This is a genomic window from Bradyrhizobium sp. Kon56 (genome assembly GCF_055807635.1).
The window spans coordinates 540,598-556,727 of the sequence record NZ_JBVVOU010000001.1; the positions used below are offsets into that span (position 1 = coordinate 540,598).

Consider the following 16,130-nt stretch of genomic DNA (forward strand, 5'->3'; position numbering starts at 1 on the left):
ATTTGCGCTTGCCCGGTCGGGCGCAGGGCGTAACCATCGCAGGGCCATAACGCCACGCGAGGGTTCTGATGACCAGACTTACCCGCTTCGCCGTCGCACCGCTGCATTCGATGACCCGGCGTCTCGCCGATGTGGCCTCGGCGCGTGTCGCGCCGGATCTCGTCGTCACCGGCGCGCGGGTGCTCTCGACCTATTCGGAGCGCATCCATGCGAACCGCGAAATCTGGATCACCGGCGGCCGCATTGCTGCGATGAAGCCGGCCGGCGCTGCGAAGAATGTCTTCGGCGACGTGCCGGTTTACGACGCGGCGGGCGGCATCATCGCGCCGGGGCTGGTCGATCCGCACATCCACATCGAATCCTCGATGGTGACGGCCTGCGCCTATGCCGAGGCCGCCCTGCTCAACGGCACCACCACAATCTTCTGCGACAGCCACGAGATCGGCAACGTCATGGACGTCGTCGGCGTCGAGGCGATGCTGGAGGACGCACGCGAGGCTCCGCTCTCGATCTTCCTGACGGTGCCCTCGACGGTTCCTGCGACTTCGGCCGCACTGGAGACTGCGGGCGGCGATCTGACGCCCGACAAGATCGCCGGCCTGTTCGACCGTTGGCCGGAAGCCGTCGGGCTCGGCGAGAAGATGGATTTCGTGCCTGTCACCATGGGCGATGAGCGAAGCCACGCCATCCTCGCTGCCGCCCTGAAGCGCGGCCGGCCGGTGTCCGGCCATATCTATGGCCGCGACTTCGTTGCGGCCTATGCGGCGAGCGGCATCACCGACACCCATGAGGCGATCGACCGCGACATCGCCGACGATCTGCTCGATGCCGGGGTCTGGGTGTTCCTGCGCGGGGGACCGCCGACCACGCCCTGGCACTCGCTGCCGCAGGCGATCCGGACCATCACCGAGCTCGGCGCCTCGCACAAGCGCACGGCCGTGTGCACCGACGATCGCGACGCCGACGATCTCCTGCTGTTCGGTCTCGACTGGGTGGTGCGCGAAGCCGTGAAAGCAGGGATGTCGCCGGAGCAGGCCTGGTCGATGGGCTCGCTGCATGGCGCGACGCGCTTCAACATGGACAGCGATATCGGCGGGCTCGGCGGCGGGCGCCGCGCCGATCTGGTGCTGATGGACGACAATCTGAAGCCGCAATGCACCTGGTATGGCGGCGAACTCGTGGTCGAAAACCGAAAAATCACGCCGAAGCTCGAGCAGGCGCTGTCGCAGCGCTATCAATATCCGCAGGCGGCCTATGCGACGGTGAAGCTGCCCGAGAAGGTCAAGCTGACGCCGGAGCTGCCGGCGAAGGCCTGCACTGTCAACGCGATCAAGACCGCGTTGCCCGGCATCACGCTGATCCATGAGAAGATCGCGATCGAGCCCGCAAAGGACTGGCCCTCACTGTTCGCCCGCTACGGCCTATGCTTCGTCACGGTGGTCGAACGCCACGGCAAGTCGGCCGGCAATGTCGCCTACGGCCTGTTGAAGGACTTTGGACTGAAGCGCGGCGCGGTCGCCTCCAGCGTCGGGCACGACAGCCACAACATCATCGTTGCCGGCACCAACGAGGCCGATATGCAGGTCGCGGTCGCCGCCATCAAGGAGCAACAGGGCGCCGTCTGCCTCGTCGCCGAGGGCAAGGTGAGGGCGCTAGTGCCGCTGCCGATCGCTGGGCTCTTGTCCGACAAGCGCGTCACGGAGGTGGCGGAAGAGGTCAAGGCGCTGAAGAAGGAATGGGCGGAGGCCGGCTGCACCATCCCCTACATGGGTTTCAATCTGATTCCGCTATCGGTCATTCCGGAAATTCGTATCACCGACAAGGGCCTCGTGCTGGTGCCGCAGATGCAGCTGGCGCCGCTGTTCGAGTGATCGCTTTCACGGATATCTCGATCTAACCGATTGAGACCGCCACGTTTTTCCCGCGGCTGCCGCATCGTGGAAAATAAAATCGATCTCGTTGAGTGAAGCCCTCGCGGGCCCGATGATCTCGCTCGAGCCAATGCAACTCAAGCGAGGTCCGATATGGCGAAGATGCGAGCCATCGATGCTGCCGTGCGAATTCTGGAGAAGGAGGGCATCTCGACTGCCTTCGGCGTTCCCGGGGCCGCGATCAATCCGCTTTACTCGGCGCTGAAGAAGCGCGGCTCGATCCGCCATATCCTGGCGCGCCATGTCGAGGGTGCCTCGCACATGGCCGAGGGCTATACGCGGGCCAAGGCCGGCAATATCGGCGTCTGCATCGGCACCTCGGGGCCGGCCGGGACCGACATGATCACCGGGCTCTATTCCGCGATCGCTGATTCCATCCCGATCCTCTGCATCACCGGGCAGGCGCCGCGCGCGCGGCTCTACAAGGAGGATTTCCAGGCCGTCGACATCGAGTCGATCGCAAAGCCCGTGACCAAATGGGCGGTGACGGTGCGCGAGCCGGCGCTGGTGCCCCGCGTGTTCAGCCAGGCGTTTCACGTGATGCGCTCGGGAAGGCCCGGCCCGGTGCTGATCGACATGCCGCTCGACGTGCAGCTCGCCGAGATCGAGTTCGACGACGAGACCTATGAGCCATTGCCGGTCTACAAGCCGACCGCGACCCGCAAGCAGGTCGAGAAGGCGCTGGAGATGCTCAATGCGGCCGAACGGCCGCTGATCGTCGCGGGCGGCGGCGTGATCAATGCCGACGCCTCGGATCTGCTGGTGGAATTCGCCGAGATTGCCAACGTGCCGGTCGTGCCGACGCTGATGGGCTGGGGGGCCATCCCCGACGACCACGTGCTGATGGCCGGCATGGTCGGTCTTCAGACCAGCCACCGTTACGGCAATGCCACCATGCTCGAATCCGATTTCGTGCTCGGCATCGGCAATCGCTGGGCCAACCGCCACACCGGCTCGGTCGAGACCTACACCAAGGGGCGCACCTTCGTGCATGTCGACATCGAGCCGACGCAGATCGGGCGCGTGTTCAATCCCGATCTCGGCATCGTCTCGGACGCGAAGGCCGCTCTCGAACTCTTCGTCACCGTCGCCAGGGAGTGGCGCCGGTCCGGCAGGTTGCGCGAGCGCCAGGCGTGGCCCGCTGCCTGCCGCGACCGGAAGAAGACAATGTTGCGCAAGAGCCATTTCGATAACGTCCCGATCAAGCCCCAGCGCGTCTACGAGGAGATGACCAAGGCGTTTGGCCGTGACACCTGCTACGTCTCCGTGATCGGCCTGTCGCAGATCGCCGGCGCGCAGTTCCTGGGCGTCTACAAGCCGCGCAACTGGATCAATGCCGGGCAGGCGGGCCCGCTCGGCTGGACGCTACCCGCGGCGCTCGGCGTGCGCGCGGCGTGTCCGGATCGTGATATCGTCGCGCTCTCAGGCGACTACGATTTCCAATTCCTGATCGAGGAGCTCGCAGTCGGGGCGCAATTCAATCTGCCCTACATCCACGTCGTCGTGAACAATTCCTATCTCGGCCTGATCCGCCAAGCCCAGCGCGGCTTCGACATGGACTATCACGTCCAGCTCTCGTTCGAGAACATCAACGCGCCCGAGCTCGGCGGCTACGGTGTCGATCACGTCGCTGTCGCCGAAGGGCTCGGCTGCAAGGCGATCCGCGTCACCGACCCGAAGGACTCGCAGGCGGCGTTCGCGACCGCGCGCGAATGGATGGCCAAGCATCGCGTGCCCGTGATGGTCGAGTTCATCCTCGAACGCGTCACCAACATCGCGATGGGCACGGAAATCGACAACATCGTCGAATTCGAGGAGGTGCTGGATCTGCCGCTCGACGAGGTCGCGACCGCGCGGCCCGGCGTGCTGCAGCCGGCGGAATAGGGAGATAGCATCATGCCGAAATTCGCCGCCAACCTCACCATGCTCTTCAACGAAATGCCGTTCGTGGACCGCTTCGCAGCGGCCAAAGCAGCGGGCTTCGGCGGGGTCGAGTACCTCTTCCCCTACGAATTCGACAAGGCGCAGCTGCGCGAGCAACTCGACGGCCATGGGCTGACGCAGGTGCTGCACAATCTGCCGGCCGGCAATTGGGCGGCGGGCGAGCGCGGCATCGCGATCCTGCCTGATCGTATCAGCGAGTTCAGGGACGGCGTGTTTCGCGCCATCGACTATGCCAAGGCGCTCGATTGCGAGCAGCTCAACTGTCTCGTCGGCATCGCGCCTGCGGATGCCGATCCGCGTGAGCTCAACGAAACGCTGGTCGGGAATCTGCGCTTTGCGGCGTCGACGCTGGCGCGGGAAAACATCAAGCTGCTGATCGAGCCGATCAACACGCTCGACATCCCCGGCTTCTTTCTGAACGGCACCGAGCAGGCCGTGCAGCTGATCTCCGAGGTGCGCTCGAACAATCTGTTCGTCCAGTACGACATCTACCACATGCAGATCATGGAGGGCGACCTCGCCCGTACTATGCAGGAATACCTGCCGCAGATCGCGCACATCCAGCTCGCCGACAACCCCGGCCGTCACGAGCCTGGCACCGGCGAGATCAACTATCCCTTCCTGTTCCGCCATCTCGACGCGATCGGTTACCGCGGCTGGGTCGGCTGCGAATACAAGCCGCGCACCACGACGCTGGAAGGCCTGTCCTGGCACGCGGCGCAGACGTTCGAGACCTGAGGAAACGTTGACATGATCGACATCGGCTTTATCGGACTTGGCACCATGGGACGGCCGATGGCCGGCCATCTTCTGACCGCAGGCCATCGCGTTCTCCTGCACGATGTCGGGCCGGTCGCGCCCGGGCTGATCGCGGCCGGCGGCGTTGGCTGCAAGTCAAGCAAGGAGGTCGCGGAGGAGGCGGATGCGGTCATCATCATGGTGCCGGATACGCCGCATGTGGAGGCCGTGCTGTTCGGCAAGGACGGCGTCGCGGGCAGCATTTCCAAGGGGAAGATCGTGGTCGACATGAGCTCAATCTCGCCGCTGGCGACCAAGGAGTTTGCGAAGAAGATCGAGGCGCTCGGCGCGGATTATCTCGACGCACCGGTGTCAGGCGGGGAGGTCGGTGCCAAGGCGGCAAGCCTCACCATCATGGTGGGTGGCCCCGAGCGCGCCTTCAACACCATGAAGCCGATCTTCGACCGGATGGGGAAGAACGTCACCCGGGTCGGCGCCAATGGCGACGGCCAGACGACGAAGGTCGCCAACCAGATCATCGTCGCGTTGACGATCGAGGCGGTCAGCGAAGCGCTGCTGTTCGCGTCGAAAGCCGGTGCGGATCCGGCGCTGGTGCGGCAGGCCCTGATGGGCGGCTTTGCGTCGTCGCGGATTCTCGAAGTGCATGGCGAGCGCATGGTGAAGCGCAATTTCGATCCCGGCTTCCGCATCGAGCTGCATCAGAAGGATCTCAACCTCGCGCTTGAAGGCGCCCGCGCGCTCGGCCTGTCACTGCCAAGCACGGCAGTGGCGCAGCAATTGTTCTCGTCTTGCACCGCACATGGCGGCAAGGGTTGGGATCACTCGGCAATGGTGCGTGCGCTGGAACTGATGGCGCGGCACGAGATCGCCGCAGCCTGAACTGTTACCAGGTAACAGTCTCCACTTGTAGTTCTGCCTAGATCCGGCGGGGAACCGGAACAATGATCCGGCCCCGCGGTTGAAGGCGCACAACAATCACTGGAGACATAAGCACATGAAGACCCGTCTTGCGATTACGTTCGCTGCCGCGTCGCTGCTGGCGTCGAGTGCAGCCTTTGCCCAGTCGACGACCGAACAGGGCGCCAGGGACGGCGCTCGCGCGGGCGGCGACATCGGCGGCCCGGTCGGAGCGATGGTCGGTGGTACCGTCGGTGCGGCGGTCGGCGCTGGTCTGGAAATCCCGAATGCGATCCTCGGCGGAATTCCGCGCGATGATTCCGTCGTGGTCCACGAGCGCGTCGTGGTCGGCGAGCCACTGCCGCCGACCGTGGTGCTGCGGCCCGTGCCGAACTACACCGAATATCGCTATGCGGTCGTGAACGATCGCCGCGTGATCGTGGAGCCGCGCACGCGCCGCGTCGTTAAGATCATCGACTGATCGACCGGAGCGTGAGCTTTGAAGAGACGGGCCCTGCGGAGCGTCACTCCGCGGGGCCTTGACTCGTCAGGGCCGGATTTGCGCGAAACCGCGTCATGGCCCAATCGGCGATGGCCGCCAGCGCGAAACCGATGCAGGTGGTGCCGGCATCGACCAGAAAGTCCTCCAGCCGCGCATGCCGTCCCGGTGCCCAGAATTGCATCAGTTCCAGCAGGCCGATCAGCACCACGGCGATCGCTGTGGCCGACAGGCGGCGGCGCGGATAGGCGAGGCCGAAGGCTAGTCCCACCAGGACGAAGGCAAGGGCATGTTCGCCGTCCTGGCCAAGGTCGGAATGGGGCCGTAGGCCTGGCGGGCCGAGGGTTGCAAAGGCGACGGCGGCGGCAAGCAGCCAGGCAGAGGAGCGAAGCAAAATGGACATCCGCACCGCTTAGCACGGATTGCAGCAGCCTGCCGAGGCGCCAGGATCAGATCGCCGTGTAGTTAATGACGAACCGTTAAAGTGGCTCGCGCACGCCAAGGCCGTGCATGAAGCGTTCCCGGATTTGTACGGGATCGCGTCGGGTGGCGCCGACGCCGGGCTTGTCATCGATGCGGACGGCGATCAGGCTGGGCTCGCCGGCCGACATGGCTTCCTCGACCAGACGCTCGAAATCCGCCTCGTCCGCGGCCCAGGCGCTGTTGGCAAGCCCGGAGCCGGTTGCGATGGCGACGATGTCAGCCACGTTCGCGGCCGGTGTCGGCTGCGCGCCCGTGATCTGGTAGATGCCGTTGTCCATCACGATCATGATGAGGTTCTTCGGCTTCAACGCCGCGATCGTCGAGAGTGCGCCGAGCTGCATCAGCAGCGAGCCGTCGCCTTCGAGCGCAAAGACGCGCCGGTCCGGCTGCGCCAGCGCCACGCCCAGCGCGATCGGGAAGGCGAGCCCCATGCTGCCGAGCATGTAGAAATTTTGCGCACGGTGGCCGGCGGCCCAGAGGTCGAAATTGGTGTTGCCGATGCCGCCGATCACGGCTTCCTCGTGCTCGAGTTTCGCGATCAGGCGCGAGGTGACGTCGAAGCGGTTCATCACTTTGGTGTTGCGCACGTCTGTATTCATTTGGGCCGGACTCACTTGTCGAACACCTTGCCGCCCGTGAGCAGCGGGTTGAGGATCAGCGCGACTGGCGCCTGCGTCGTGACGGCCTGCTTGATCGAACGATCGGCAATGAATTCGAGCTCGTCGAGCCGGGTGATGGTGTGATGCTCCAGCGCCAGCGAATCCAGCACCGGACGCATGGTGCGGCAGACCAGTGACTGGCCGTAGTTGAACTCGCCGAGCGTGCCGCGCTCGGACACGAACATGATAAGCGGAATCTGGTAGGGCACCGCGAGCGAGGCCAGCACGTTGGCGAGCGTCGCAAAGCCTGAGGTCTGCATCAGCACCGCACCGCGCCGTCCGCCCATCCAGGCGCCCGAGACGATGCCGACGGCCTCCTCCTCGCGGGCGGTGGCAAAGGTGGTGAAGAACTGATCGGCGTGCAGGTTCTTGATCAGCGGCGTCAGCACGCGGTCGGGCACGTAAGGGACGAGGCTGATCTCATTCCGCTTTAAGGTTTGCAGGATGATGCCGTGCCAGCTCTTGTCACTGGAGGTCTGCGCCGCCTCGGACGAGGTTTGTTGCTCCGCAATCGGCATTGCGTTCTCCCTTCGGCCGCGCATGCTTCTTGGTCTTTGCCATTGTCTTAGGCGTCGTCTTAGCCCTTGTCTTGGCCGTCGCGGCGGTCTGCCGAACTTGACGCAGGCAGCGGGATTGTCAACATGTCCGGACTGCACCGTGATCTGCGCCAGACGGCCTGCCGCAGCCGGTGCCGCCGTGTCATAAGCGGCAACAACAAGAGAACGGAAGAACGCATGACAGGAGCGCGCGAAGCGCTGGCCCTGCGGATCTCCTGGAGAAAGCCGGAAGGGTCCTGATGTCCGTCAACAGCAAGCGCGTCTTCTACGTCAAATATCTGGCCAATCCGATCTATATCGACATCCTGAAGGCGCGGCCCGACGTCCGGCTCGATCGCATCGAGAACGAGAGCCCCGAGGAATATTTCGCGCCGATCATCGAGGCGGCTCATGTCTACCAGATCGGCGCCGCCCGTGACGAACTGGCCCCGCACTTCCATGTCGATGCTGCCTTCCTGAGGCGCGCGCCGAACCTGCTGCTCGTCTCCAGCAACGGCGCGGGATTCGATCCTGTCGATGTCGAGGCTTGCACCGATGCCGGCGTGCTGGTCGTCAACCAGTCCGGCGGCAACGCCCACTCGGTCGCCGAGCATGCGCTGGCGATGATGTTGACGCTGTCCAAGCGCATCATCCAGTCCGACCGCAAGCTCCGCAGGGAGTCCAACGTCAACCGCAACGAACTCGTCGGCAACGAGATCGAGCACAAGACCGTCGGCATCGTCGGCCTCGGCAATGTCGGTCGCCGCATCGCCGCGCTGTGCAAGGGCCTGTTCGGCATGAAGGTGCTGGCCTACGATCCTCACCTCACGGCCGAGGTGATGGCCGAGCGGGGCGGCGAGAAGGTCGAGCTCGACGAGCTGCTGCGCCGCGCCGATTTCGTCTCCATCTCCTGCCCGCTCGACAAGCGCAGCCGCAACATGATCAGCGTGCGCGAATTTGCGTTGATGCAGCCGCATGCGTACTTTATCACCACGGCGCGCGGCTTCATCCACGATGAGGATGCGCTGCTCCAGGCCTTGCGCGAGAAGCGCATTGCGGGCGCCGGTCTCGACGTCTGGTCCAAGGAGCCGCCGCCGCCGGAGCATCCGCTGCTCCAGCTCGACAACGTGCTGGCGAGCCCGCATACCGCGGGCGTCACGATCGAGGCGCGGCAGAACATGGGCCGCATCGCGGCCGAGCAGGTGCTGGATACGCTCGATGGCAAGCGGCCGCCGCGCATCATCAATCCGGAGGTCTGGCCACGCTATGTGGAGCGATTCAAGCAGGCGTTTGGTGTGACGCCGGCGTAGTTGACAGTCGCTCTGTCCTTCCGGGGTGCGATGCTCCTGCTGCCCAATGTCCCGGTTAGCGCTACGCGCCACGGAACGATCGGCGGGGGGAACCGCGCCCGACTTTGATCCGTGTCAAAATCTCCCTCCCGGATTCCGCCTAAATGGGATAAGAGTGAGCGCCGCCGGGGCAGGCAGGAGGTCCCATGTCAACTTATGTGGTCAGGTTCATGAAGGACGTGCTCGGCCAGTACGGCCGGCAGATCGAGGTGTGCCAGGGCACGCTCGAGATCGACGCTTCCGACGAGGACGAAGCCAGAGAGCGGGCGAAGGCGAGGTTTTGCGAGGATCAGGCGTTGCACCACTGGTCGCTGCATGCCGACCGCATCCAAGTCAGACCGGCTGACTTTCCCTCGTGAGGCCTGGCGGCCGGGCGCCGTGAGGTGACGCCGGCGCCGAGAGGGGACTGCTGCACCGTCTCAGTCGAGCAGCTTGTCCAGTGTGATCGGAAATCGACGGATGCGTTTGCCGGTGGCGTGATAGACGGCGTTCGCGATCGCGGCGGGAACGCCGACGATGCCGATCTCTCCCAGCCCCTTGATGCCGAGCGCGTTGATGTGCGCGTCCGGCTCGTCGACGAAGATCACGTCGATGTCGTGAACATCGGCATTCACGGGAATGTGGTACTCGGCGATGTTCGCGTTCATGATCCGCCCGAAGCGGTGATCCATCACCGTCTCCTCGTGCAGGGCCATCCCAATCCCCCAGACCACGCCGCCCATGATCTGGCTGCGGCCTGTCTTGGTGTTGAGAATCCGCCCGGCCGCGACGGCGCTCACGACCCGCGTCACGCGAATGACGTTTAGCTCTTCGTCCACCTTGACCTCGGCGAAGACGGCCGAGTGGGTGTTACGCGCGTGCTTCTTGTCCTCGCCGAATTGATTGAGCTTTTCCTTCTCGATGCGTTCGACGCCGCCGTGACGCATCGCGTCGGCGATCGAGACCGCGCGGCTGTTGTTGCTGGAGCTGGCAATGCTGCCGTCGGTCAGCACCGTATCGGCTAGCTCGGCGCCGGCGAGCGGCGAGCCTGGCATCTTCCCGGCCAGGCGTAACAGTTCCTTGCGCACTTCCTCGGCGGCTGCGAGCACCGCATGCGCGCTCGAAGCGGCCATCCAGGAGCCGCCCTCCACAGGCGCCTGCGGCAGACTGGAATCTGCGAGCCGGACGCTGATGTTCTCAATCGGCAGGCCGAGCGCATCGGCTGCGACCTGAGCCACAATGGTGTAGGTGCCGGTGCCGATGTCGGATGCGGCGCAGGACACCTCGGCATGTCCGTTCGACGTCAGCACGATACGGACGGCGACCGGCATCTGCAGTGCTTCCCACACACCCGTCGCCATGCCCCAGCCGATCAGATCCTTGCCGTCGCGCATCGAGCGCGGCGCAGGATCGCGTCTGCTCCAGCCGAAGGCGTCCGCGCCGCGCGCGTAGCATTCGCGCAACTGCTTGCTGGTGTAGGGCAGGTTTTCGCTCTGGTCGCGATCCGAGTAGCACTTCAGCCGCAATTCGATCGGGTCGAGCTTGAGTGCGACGGCGAGCTCGTCCATCGCGCATTCCAGCGCGCAGACGCCCGACGCAGCGCCCGGTGCGCGCATGTCGCAGGGGGTGGAGACGTCAAGGTGCACCAGCTTGTGGGAGAAGCGGCTGTTCGGGCTCTTGTAGAGCTGTTCGGCCCAGCCGGTATCGTTGCGGGCAAAATCCTCATAGCGCGAGGTGACGGCAATCGCCTCGTGCGTGACCGCGTCGAGGGCGCCATCGGATCTTGCGCCGAGCCCGACGCGCTCGATGGTCATCGGCCGGTAGCCGAGCCCGTACATCTGCTGCCGCGTCAGTACGACGCGAACGGACCGCTTCAGCGCGAGCGCGCCGAGTGTTGCCAACACCACCTGATATTGCGGCCGCAAGCCGGAGCCGAAGGCGCCGCCGACGTACGGCGAGACCACGCGAATGTCGTCCGGCTTCTTGTCGAACACGCTGCAGAGAAATTTGTGGACGTTCTGGACGCCTTGGGTCTTGTCGTAGATCGTGAGCTTGCCATTGCTGTCCCAGACCGCCGTGGTCGCATAGAGCTCCATCGGGTTGTGATGCTCGGTCGGTATCACGTAGTCCGCCTCGTGGCGCACATCAGCTCCCGCAAGGGCGGCTGCGGCGTCGCCCCGCGGTTTATGCGGCTCGTTCTTCTCGGCGGCGTTGCTGCGTTCGCCTTCGAGGTCGGTTGCAAAACCATGCTGCTCATATTCGACCCGCACGAGCGTCGCGGCGAATTTCGCGGTTTCCCAGTCCTCTGCGACGACAAGTGCGATCGGCTGGCCATTGAACTTGATCTTGTCATCATAAAGCGGACGGAAAGGCGAGCCTTCCTCGGGCGCCACCTCGTCCTTCCACGCCTCGTCCTTGTCGGCCAGCGGCGGACGGTTCGCATGCGTGAGCACGTTGAGTACGCCCTCGACCTTCAACGCCTCGCTCGCGTCGAGGCGGGCAATGCGCCCGCATGGAATGATGGCCTCGACCACGAAGCCATGGAGGAGCTTGTCGGCTGGAAATTCGCCGGCGTATTTGGCGGCGCCGGTGACCTTGGCCCGGCCGTCGACACGCGACGTTGGCGTTCCGACATAAGCGTTCATGGGGTCCTCACGCGATCTTCTTGTGCGCCTGAGATTGCGGCGTGGCGTTCGCCGCCTGTGTCAGCGTCCGCACGATGGCGCGGCGTGCGAGCTCGACCTTGAAGCCGTTATGTGAGCGGGCTGTTGCTCCCTGGAGCAAGAGATCCGCGGCGTGCGAGAAGTGATCGGGCGTTGCGGCCTGGCCGCGCAACGTAGCTTCGGCCTCGAGGCTGCGCCAAGGCTTGTGAGCCACGCCGCCGACCGCCACGCGTGCCCCGCTGATCGCGTTGCCCTCCAATTCGAGCGCGGCGGCAACCGAGACCAAAGCAAAAGCATAAGACATCCGGTCGCGAATTTTTAGATAGCTGTAGTTTTGAGCAAAGCCGCGCGGCGGAAGCTCAATCCCGGTGATGATCTCGCCGGTGCCGAGATTGGTATCGACATGAGGCTTGTCGCCGGGCAGCCGATGGAGATCGGTCAGCGCGATGGTGCGTTCGCCGGAGGGACCCGCGATGTGCACGAGCGCATCGAGCGCGGCGAGCGCCACGCTCATGTCGGATGGATTGGTCGCGATGCAGGCGGCGCTCGTGCCCAGGATCCCATGGTTGCGGTTCAGCCCGTCCATTGCCGAGCAGCCGCTGCCGGGATGTCGCTTGTTGCACGGCGTGGCCGTGTCATAGAAATAAGCGCAGCGCGTTCGTTGCATCAGATTGCCGCCGACCGATGCCATGTTGCGCAGTTGCGCCGAGGCGCCGGCCAGGATGGCGCTGGCGAGCAGGGGATAGCGCTGCTCGATCAATGGATGATAGGCGAGGTCCGAGTTCGGCACCAAGGCGCCGATGCGCAAGGACCCGTCGGGCGTCTCTTCGACCTTGCGGAGCGGCAGGCGGGAAATGTCGATCAGCCGGGAGGGGCGCTCGACATTCTCTTTCATCAGGTCGATCAGATTGGTGCCGCCGGCAATCAGTTTGGCGCCGGGACCGGCGGCGAGCAAGCGGATGGCGTCGGCGACATCAGTGGCTCGAGCGTACTGGAAGTTGTTCATGGCTGGCCCATTGCCTGCTGGATGGCGGCGACGATGTTTGGATAGGCGCCGCAGCGGCAAAGGTTTCCGCTCATCAGCTCCCGGATCTCGTCGGTATCTTTGGCACGGCCTTCGGCGAGCAGTCCGGCCGCCGAGCATATCTGTCCCGGCGTGCAATAGCCGCACTGGAAGGCGTCATGGTCGATGAACGCCTGTTGCAGGGGATGCAGCGCGCCATCCTTGGCAAGACCTTCGACAGTCGTGATCTCCGCGCCGTCCTTCATGACGGCGAGCGTGAGACAGGAATTGACGCGCCGGCCGTCCACCAGCACCGTGCAGGCGCCGCACTGACCATGGTCGCAGCCCTTCTTGGTGCCGCTCAGTGCAAGATGGTCCCGCAAGGCATCGAGCAATGTGGTCCATGGCACGAGATCGAGCGTGTGACTGACGCCGTTGACGACAAGATGGATCGGAATGCGTTCGGAAATCTGATGCGTGACATCGCCCATGTCCTGCTCCCTGCGACGGCGACCGTGCCGGACGTCAGCCGTGTTGACGCGGGGGCACGCCTCCGCCGGCCAATAGCGCCCAACGGACCACCGACCGGTTGGTTCCTTGCCAGCAGTTCGCCTTTCCGAGAGGTTGCGGTCAGCGCTTTGCTTCGCCGAACACCACATTCGGCACGGCGCGGTCGACAACTTCGCGCAGCGCGAAGCTCGATTGTACCCTCGCGACGCGCGGCAGGCGCGACAGCTCCATGCGGTGGATGCGCTCGAAATCCTGGATATCGCGGGCGAGCACGATCAGGATGTAGTCGTCGGTCCCCGACATCAGGAAGCAGCGCACGACGGACGGGCATTTCACCACCTCCGCCTCGAACGCCTTCAGCGCCTCATCGCTCTGGCTTTCCAGCGCGATACGGACCAGCACCGTGGTGGTGAGGCCGAACTGCGCGAGGTCGAGCGTGGCCTGATAGCCCTGGATATAGCCGTCGTCTTGCAGCGCCTTCTGCCGCCGCGCGAGCGCGGTGCTTGATAGCCCGACCTTGTGCGCGAGCTCGGTGTGACTGGCCCGCGCGTTGGTCGTGAGCTCCGCGAGGATGGCGAGATCTTTCCTGTCGAGGGCCAAGGTTTCGTTTCCAGCGTGAAAGGGCGTTTGCGCGCCGGAAACCGGCGCAGGGAGGCCAAAGCTAGCGGATATTTGCACGAAACCAAACAGGGCACGTCGCTACGATCATGAGGTGAATCACAAGGAGGCCCGGGATGCGCGTCGGTGTGCCCAAGGAAATCAAAGTGCAGGAATATCGCGTCGGGCTCACCCCGGGTGCGGTCCGCGAATATGTCGCCGCGGGGCACGAGGTGACGGTCGAGACCGGTGCGGGCGGCGGCATCGGCGCCTCCGACGAAGACTACCGGCGGGCAGGGGCCACCATTGCCGAGAGCGCGCGCGACATCTTCGCGAAGTCCGACATGATCGTGAAGGTGAAGGAGCCGCAGACAAGCGAGTGGCCCCAGCTCCGCGAAGGCCAGATCCTGTTTACTTACCTTCATCTTGCGCCGGATCCCGAACAGGCCAGGGGTTTGCTCGCCTCCGGCTGTACTGCGATCGCCTATGAAACCGTCACCGACGCGGCCGGTCACCTCCCCCTGCTTGCGCCGATGAGCGAAGTCGCCGGCCGCCTCGCTATCGAGGCCGCCGGCGCCGCGCTCAAGCGCTCCGCTGGCGGTCGCGGGCTGCTGCTGGGCGGTGTCCCTGGCGTGCAGCCGGCGCGGGTCGTCGTGCTCGGCGGCGGCGTGGTGGGAACGCAAGCCGCGCGCATGGCCGCGGGCCTTGGCGCCGAAGTCACCGTGATCGACCGCTCCATTCCAAGGTTGCGGGAGCTTGATGATCTCTTTGTCGGACGCGTGCGCACCCGCTTCTCCACCATCGAGTCGGTCGAGGAGGAGGTGTTCGCCGCCGACGTCGTGATCGGCGCGGTACTGGTGCCGGGCGCGAGTGCGCCCAAGCTCGTCACGCGTGCGATGCTGACATCGATGCGCCCAGGCGCCGTGCTGGTCGACGTCGCGATCGATCAGGGCGGCTGCTTCGAGACCTCGCACCCGACCACGCATGCCGATCCGACCTATCTTGTCGACGGCATCGTGCATTATTGCGTGGCCAATATGCCCGGCGCGGTGCCGGTGACGTCGAGCCAGGCGCTGAACAACGCGACGCTGCCGTTCGGCTTGATGCTCGCGAACAAGGGTTTTGCTGCGATCTTGGAAAATCCACACCTGCGCAACGGGCTGAATGTGCATCGCGGCCGTATCACCAACAAGGCGGTGGCGGAGAGCCTCGGGCTGGAGTTTGCTCCGGTGGAGAGCGGGCTAGCGGCGTAGCGTTGCTGCTCATGCCGGCTTGCGATGGCGGCTGCCGAGAGCTGCCTCGATCGTCCCGGGCTTCTCGATGCGTTCGATCAACACGTCGATGCGGTCGCCGCCCCAAAACAGCTCGCCGTTGAACACCATGGTCGGCACGCCGAACACGCCGAGCACTTCGGCCTCGTCGATGATGCGGTCATGCTCGGCGCGTGCGGGGCCATGGACGTAGGCTTCGAACTTGCTGGCCGAGCCACCGCAGGACGTGATGACGTCCGTGATTGCGGCGAGATCGTCGATCTCGAGCTCATGCCTCCAGAACCGACGAAACACCGTGTCGTGATACGGACGGAAGAAGCGGTGCTGTTGGGCGAACAGCATGCCGACGCTGGAATAGAACGCGTCGTAGATCCGCCTAGGCCCTTTCATGACGAGCCCTTGCGCATTGGCATAGCGCCGGGCGTCCATATAGGCGTAGCGCACCTTGCGCCAGAAATGCGGCGTGCGCTCTTCCACGGTCCCCATGAATTCGGCAACGCGCAGCGTATAGGGCAGCCATTCGAGCTCGACGCCGTGCGTCTCCTGCAGTTCGAATAGGCGCTTGTTGGCCACGAACGCGTAGGAGCTCTTGTAGTCGGTGTAGACGCGCACGCGGGGGTTTGGCATTGGCAGATTCCTTTCATACGCGCGGCGCTACCTGCTCGCCGTGGCGCCGGTGCTCAAATAGGCCGGAAGAAGAAAACTATTGCCCCGGGTCCGTCCGGCGGAAGGAGTTTCCTCTTCGGGAGGCAAAAAAGCCAATCGCTTCCATTGCTGTTTGGGGCCGAAACGACGACATTTCCATCAGAAATTGATGGATTGACTGCTATGGAACGCACCAGGTTTGAGCCTTTCGGCGAGCAATTGGTGTCCGCAACGGACACCCAGCCGCGCTCGCGCGGGTCAAAGCTGCTGCTGCGGGTCGGCACCGGGCTGTTCTGGTCGCTGGTCGCCGGTATCGTGCTGGCGCGCGCGGCCTTCTTCGAGCCCGGCGTCTATGACGGCTTCAGCCGCGTCGCCTCGCTGGCCAAGAGCCTGATCTTCTAAGGC

General features: G+C 64.6%; 17 protein-coding genes. 9 read left to right on the plus strand and 8 right to left on the minus strand.

Annotated features, from left to right (window positions below):
• Nucleotides 1–68 precede the first annotated feature (68 nt).
• From AC0L3B_RS02430 to AC0L3B_RS02450, 5 genes are all read left to right on the plus strand, one after another.
• Nucleotides 69–1,871 (plus strand): adenine deaminase, encoded by a 1,803-nt coding sequence (locus AC0L3B_RS02430; protein ID WP_247490117.1) that lies wholly within the window; start codon nucleotides 69–71, stop codon nucleotides 1,869–1,871.
• Nucleotides 1,872–2,024: 153 nt separating this feature from the next.
• On the plus strand, nucleotides 2,025–3,815 hold the full coding sequence (gene gcl, locus AC0L3B_RS02435; RefSeq protein WP_018458591.1) for a glyoxylate carboligase: 1,791 nt from the start codon (nucleotides 2,025–2,027) through the stop codon (nucleotides 3,813–3,815).
• Nucleotides 3,816–3,827: 12 nt separating this feature from the next.
• Complete coding sequence (gene hyi / locus AC0L3B_RS02440; protein ID WP_018458592.1) at nucleotides 3,828–4,613, plus strand: hydroxypyruvate isomerase; 786 nt, start codon at nucleotides 3,828–3,830, stop codon at nucleotides 4,611–4,613.
• 12 nt (nucleotides 4,614–4,625) lie between these two features.
• On the plus strand, nucleotides 4,626–5,513 hold the full coding sequence (locus AC0L3B_RS02445; RefSeq protein ID WP_473379956.1) for a 2-hydroxy-3-oxopropionate reductase: 888 nt from the start codon (nucleotides 4,626–4,628) through the stop codon (nucleotides 5,511–5,513).
• Nucleotides 5,514–5,628: 115 nt separating this feature from the next.
• Complete coding sequence (locus AC0L3B_RS02450; protein WP_018458594.1) at nucleotides 5,629–6,012, plus strand: DUF1236 domain-containing protein; 384 nt, start codon at nucleotides 5,629–5,631, stop codon at nucleotides 6,010–6,012.
• A gap of 43 nt (nucleotides 6,013–6,055) precedes the next feature.
• Here the strand turns inward: AC0L3B_RS02450 and AC0L3B_RS02455 are convergent, their stop codons facing one another.
• The 3 genes from AC0L3B_RS02455 to AC0L3B_RS02465 all read right to left on the minus strand — a co-directional run bounded on the left by AC0L3B_RS02455 (nucleotide 6,056) and on the right by AC0L3B_RS02465 (nucleotide 7,690).
• Nucleotides 6,056–6,433, minus strand: a complete 378-nt coding sequence (locus AC0L3B_RS02455) for a VanZ family protein (RefSeq protein ID WP_018458595.1) — start codon at nucleotides 6,431–6,433, stop codon at nucleotides 6,056–6,058.
• A 76-nt stretch (nucleotides 6,434–6,509) separates the two neighbouring features.
• The gene (locus tag AC0L3B_RS02460) at nucleotides 6,510–7,112 is read right to left on the minus strand and encodes a thiamine pyrophosphate-dependent enzyme (RefSeq protein ID WP_018458596.1); all 603 of its coding nucleotides are present in this window, start codon (nucleotides 7,110–7,112) and stop codon (nucleotides 6,510–6,512) included.
• A gap of 11 nt (nucleotides 7,113–7,123) precedes the next feature.
• On the minus strand, nucleotides 7,124–7,690 hold the full coding sequence (locus AC0L3B_RS02465; RefSeq protein WP_026233617.1) for a thiamine pyrophosphate-binding protein: 567 nt from the start codon (nucleotides 7,688–7,690) through the stop codon (nucleotides 7,124–7,126).
• Nucleotides 7,691–7,968: 278 nt separating this feature from the next.
• Between AC0L3B_RS02465 and AC0L3B_RS02470 the strand changes: the two genes are divergently transcribed.
• Complete coding sequence (locus AC0L3B_RS02470) at nucleotides 7,969–9,018, plus strand: hydroxyacid dehydrogenase (protein WP_473379957.1); 1,050 nt, start codon at nucleotides 7,969–7,971, stop codon at nucleotides 9,016–9,018.
• A 185-nt stretch (nucleotides 9,019–9,203) separates the two neighbouring features.
• Entirely contained in the window at nucleotides 9,204–9,416 is a 213-nt protein-coding gene (locus tag AC0L3B_RS02475) for a hypothetical protein (RefSeq protein ID WP_007608382.1), read from the plus strand.
• 60 nt (nucleotides 9,417–9,476) lie between these two features.
• Here the strand turns inward: AC0L3B_RS02475 and AC0L3B_RS02480 are convergent, their stop codons facing one another.
• The 4 genes from AC0L3B_RS02480 to AC0L3B_RS02495 all read right to left on the minus strand — a co-directional run bounded on the left by AC0L3B_RS02480 (nucleotide 9,477) and on the right by AC0L3B_RS02495 (nucleotide 13,812).
• Nucleotides 9,477–11,681, minus strand: a complete 2,205-nt coding sequence (locus AC0L3B_RS02480) for a xanthine dehydrogenase family protein molybdopterin-binding subunit (protein WP_018458600.1) — start codon at nucleotides 11,679–11,681, stop codon at nucleotides 9,477–9,479.
• A gap of 7 nt (nucleotides 11,682–11,688) precedes the next feature.
• The gene (locus AC0L3B_RS02485) at nucleotides 11,689–12,705 is read right to left on the minus strand and encodes an FAD binding domain-containing protein (protein ID WP_018458601.1); all 1,017 of its coding nucleotides are present in this window, start codon (nucleotides 12,703–12,705) and stop codon (nucleotides 11,689–11,691) included.
• Nucleotides 12,702–13,193, minus strand: coding sequence for a (2Fe-2S)-binding protein (locus tag AC0L3B_RS02490; protein WP_018458602.1), 492 nt, complete (start codon nucleotides 13,191–13,193; stop codon nucleotides 12,702–12,704). Before AC0L3B_RS02490 ends, AC0L3B_RS02485 begins: the two co-directional genes overlap by 4 nt.
• Before the next feature lie 139 nt (nucleotides 13,194–13,332).
• The gene (locus AC0L3B_RS02495) at nucleotides 13,333–13,812 is read right to left on the minus strand and encodes an Lrp/AsnC family transcriptional regulator (RefSeq protein WP_018458603.1); all 480 of its coding nucleotides are present in this window, start codon (nucleotides 13,810–13,812) and stop codon (nucleotides 13,333–13,335) included.
• A gap of 134 nt (nucleotides 13,813–13,946) precedes the next feature.
• Between AC0L3B_RS02495 and ald the strand changes: the two genes are divergently transcribed.
• Nucleotides 13,947–15,062 carry an alanine dehydrogenase gene (gene ald, locus AC0L3B_RS02500; RefSeq protein ID WP_018458604.1) on the plus strand — a complete coding sequence of 372 codons (1,116 nt, stop codon included), beginning with the start codon at nucleotides 13,947–13,949 and terminating at the stop codon, nucleotides 15,060–15,062.
• Between the two features lie 9 nt (nucleotides 15,063–15,071).
• Here the strand turns inward: ald and AC0L3B_RS02505 are convergent, their stop codons facing one another.
• Entirely contained in the window at nucleotides 15,072–15,707 is a 636-nt protein-coding gene (locus AC0L3B_RS02505; protein WP_473379958.1) for a DsbA family protein, read from the minus strand.
• A gap of 240 nt (nucleotides 15,708–15,947) precedes the next feature.
• On the opposite strand from AC0L3B_RS02505, the gene AC0L3B_RS02510 reads away from it, so the two are divergent.
• Complete coding sequence (locus AC0L3B_RS02510) at nucleotides 15,948–16,127, plus strand: hypothetical protein (RefSeq protein WP_231171117.1); 180 nt, start codon at nucleotides 15,948–15,950, stop codon at nucleotides 16,125–16,127.
• Nucleotides 16,128–16,130 lie beyond the last annotated feature (3 nt).

Excerpts from the sequence above, each read along its gene's own strand:
- AC0L3B_RS02430 (WP_247490117.1), top strand. The coding sequence starts at position 69 with ATGACCAGACTTACCCGCTTCGCCGTCGCACCGCTGCATTCGATGACC.
- gcl (WP_018458591.1), top strand. The coding sequence starts at position 2,025 with ATGGCGAAGATGCGAGCCATCGATGCTGCCGTGCGAATTCTGGAGAAG.
- hyi (WP_018458592.1), top strand. The coding sequence starts at position 3,828 with ATGCCGAAATTCGCCGCCAACCTCACCATGCTCTTCAACGAAATGCCG.
- AC0L3B_RS02445 (WP_473379956.1), top strand. The coding sequence starts at position 4,626 with ATGATCGACATCGGCTTTATCGGACTTGGCACCATGGGACGGCCGATG.
- AC0L3B_RS02450 (WP_018458594.1), top strand. The coding sequence starts at position 5,629 with ATGAAGACCCGTCTTGCGATTACGTTCGCTGCCGCGTCGCTGCTGGCG.
- AC0L3B_RS02455 (WP_018458595.1), bottom strand. The coding sequence starts at position 6,433 with ATGTCCATTTTGCTTCGCTCCTCTGCCTGGCTGCTTGCCGCCGCCGTC.
- AC0L3B_RS02460 (WP_018458596.1), bottom strand. The coding sequence starts at position 7,112 with ATGAATACAGACGTGCGCAACACCAAAGTGATGAACCGCTTCGACGTC.
- AC0L3B_RS02465 (WP_026233617.1), bottom strand. The coding sequence starts at position 7,690 with ATGCCGATTGCGGAGCAACAAACCTCGTCCGAGGCGGCGCAGACCTCC.
- AC0L3B_RS02470 (WP_473379957.1), top strand. The coding sequence starts at position 7,969 with ATGTCCGTCAACAGCAAGCGCGTCTTCTACGTCAAATATCTGGCCAAT.
- AC0L3B_RS02475 (WP_007608382.1), top strand. The coding sequence starts at position 9,204 with ATGTCAACTTATGTGGTCAGGTTCATGAAGGACGTGCTCGGCCAGTAC.
- AC0L3B_RS02480 (WP_018458600.1), bottom strand. The coding sequence starts at position 11,681 with ATGAACGCTTATGTCGGAACGCCAACGTCGCGTGTCGACGGCCGGGCC.
- AC0L3B_RS02485 (WP_018458601.1), bottom strand. The coding sequence starts at position 12,705 with ATGAACAACTTCCAGTACGCTCGAGCCACTGATGTCGCCGACGCCATC.
- AC0L3B_RS02490 (WP_018458602.1), bottom strand. The coding sequence starts at position 13,193 with ATGGGCGATGTCACGCATCAGATTTCCGAACGCATTCCGATCCATCTT.
- ald (WP_018458604.1), top strand. The coding sequence starts at position 13,947 with ATGCGCGTCGGTGTGCCCAAGGAAATCAAAGTGCAGGAATATCGCGTC.
- AC0L3B_RS02505 (WP_473379958.1), bottom strand. The coding sequence starts at position 15,707 with ATGCCAAACCCCCGCGTGCGCGTCTACACCGACTACAAGAGCTCCTAC.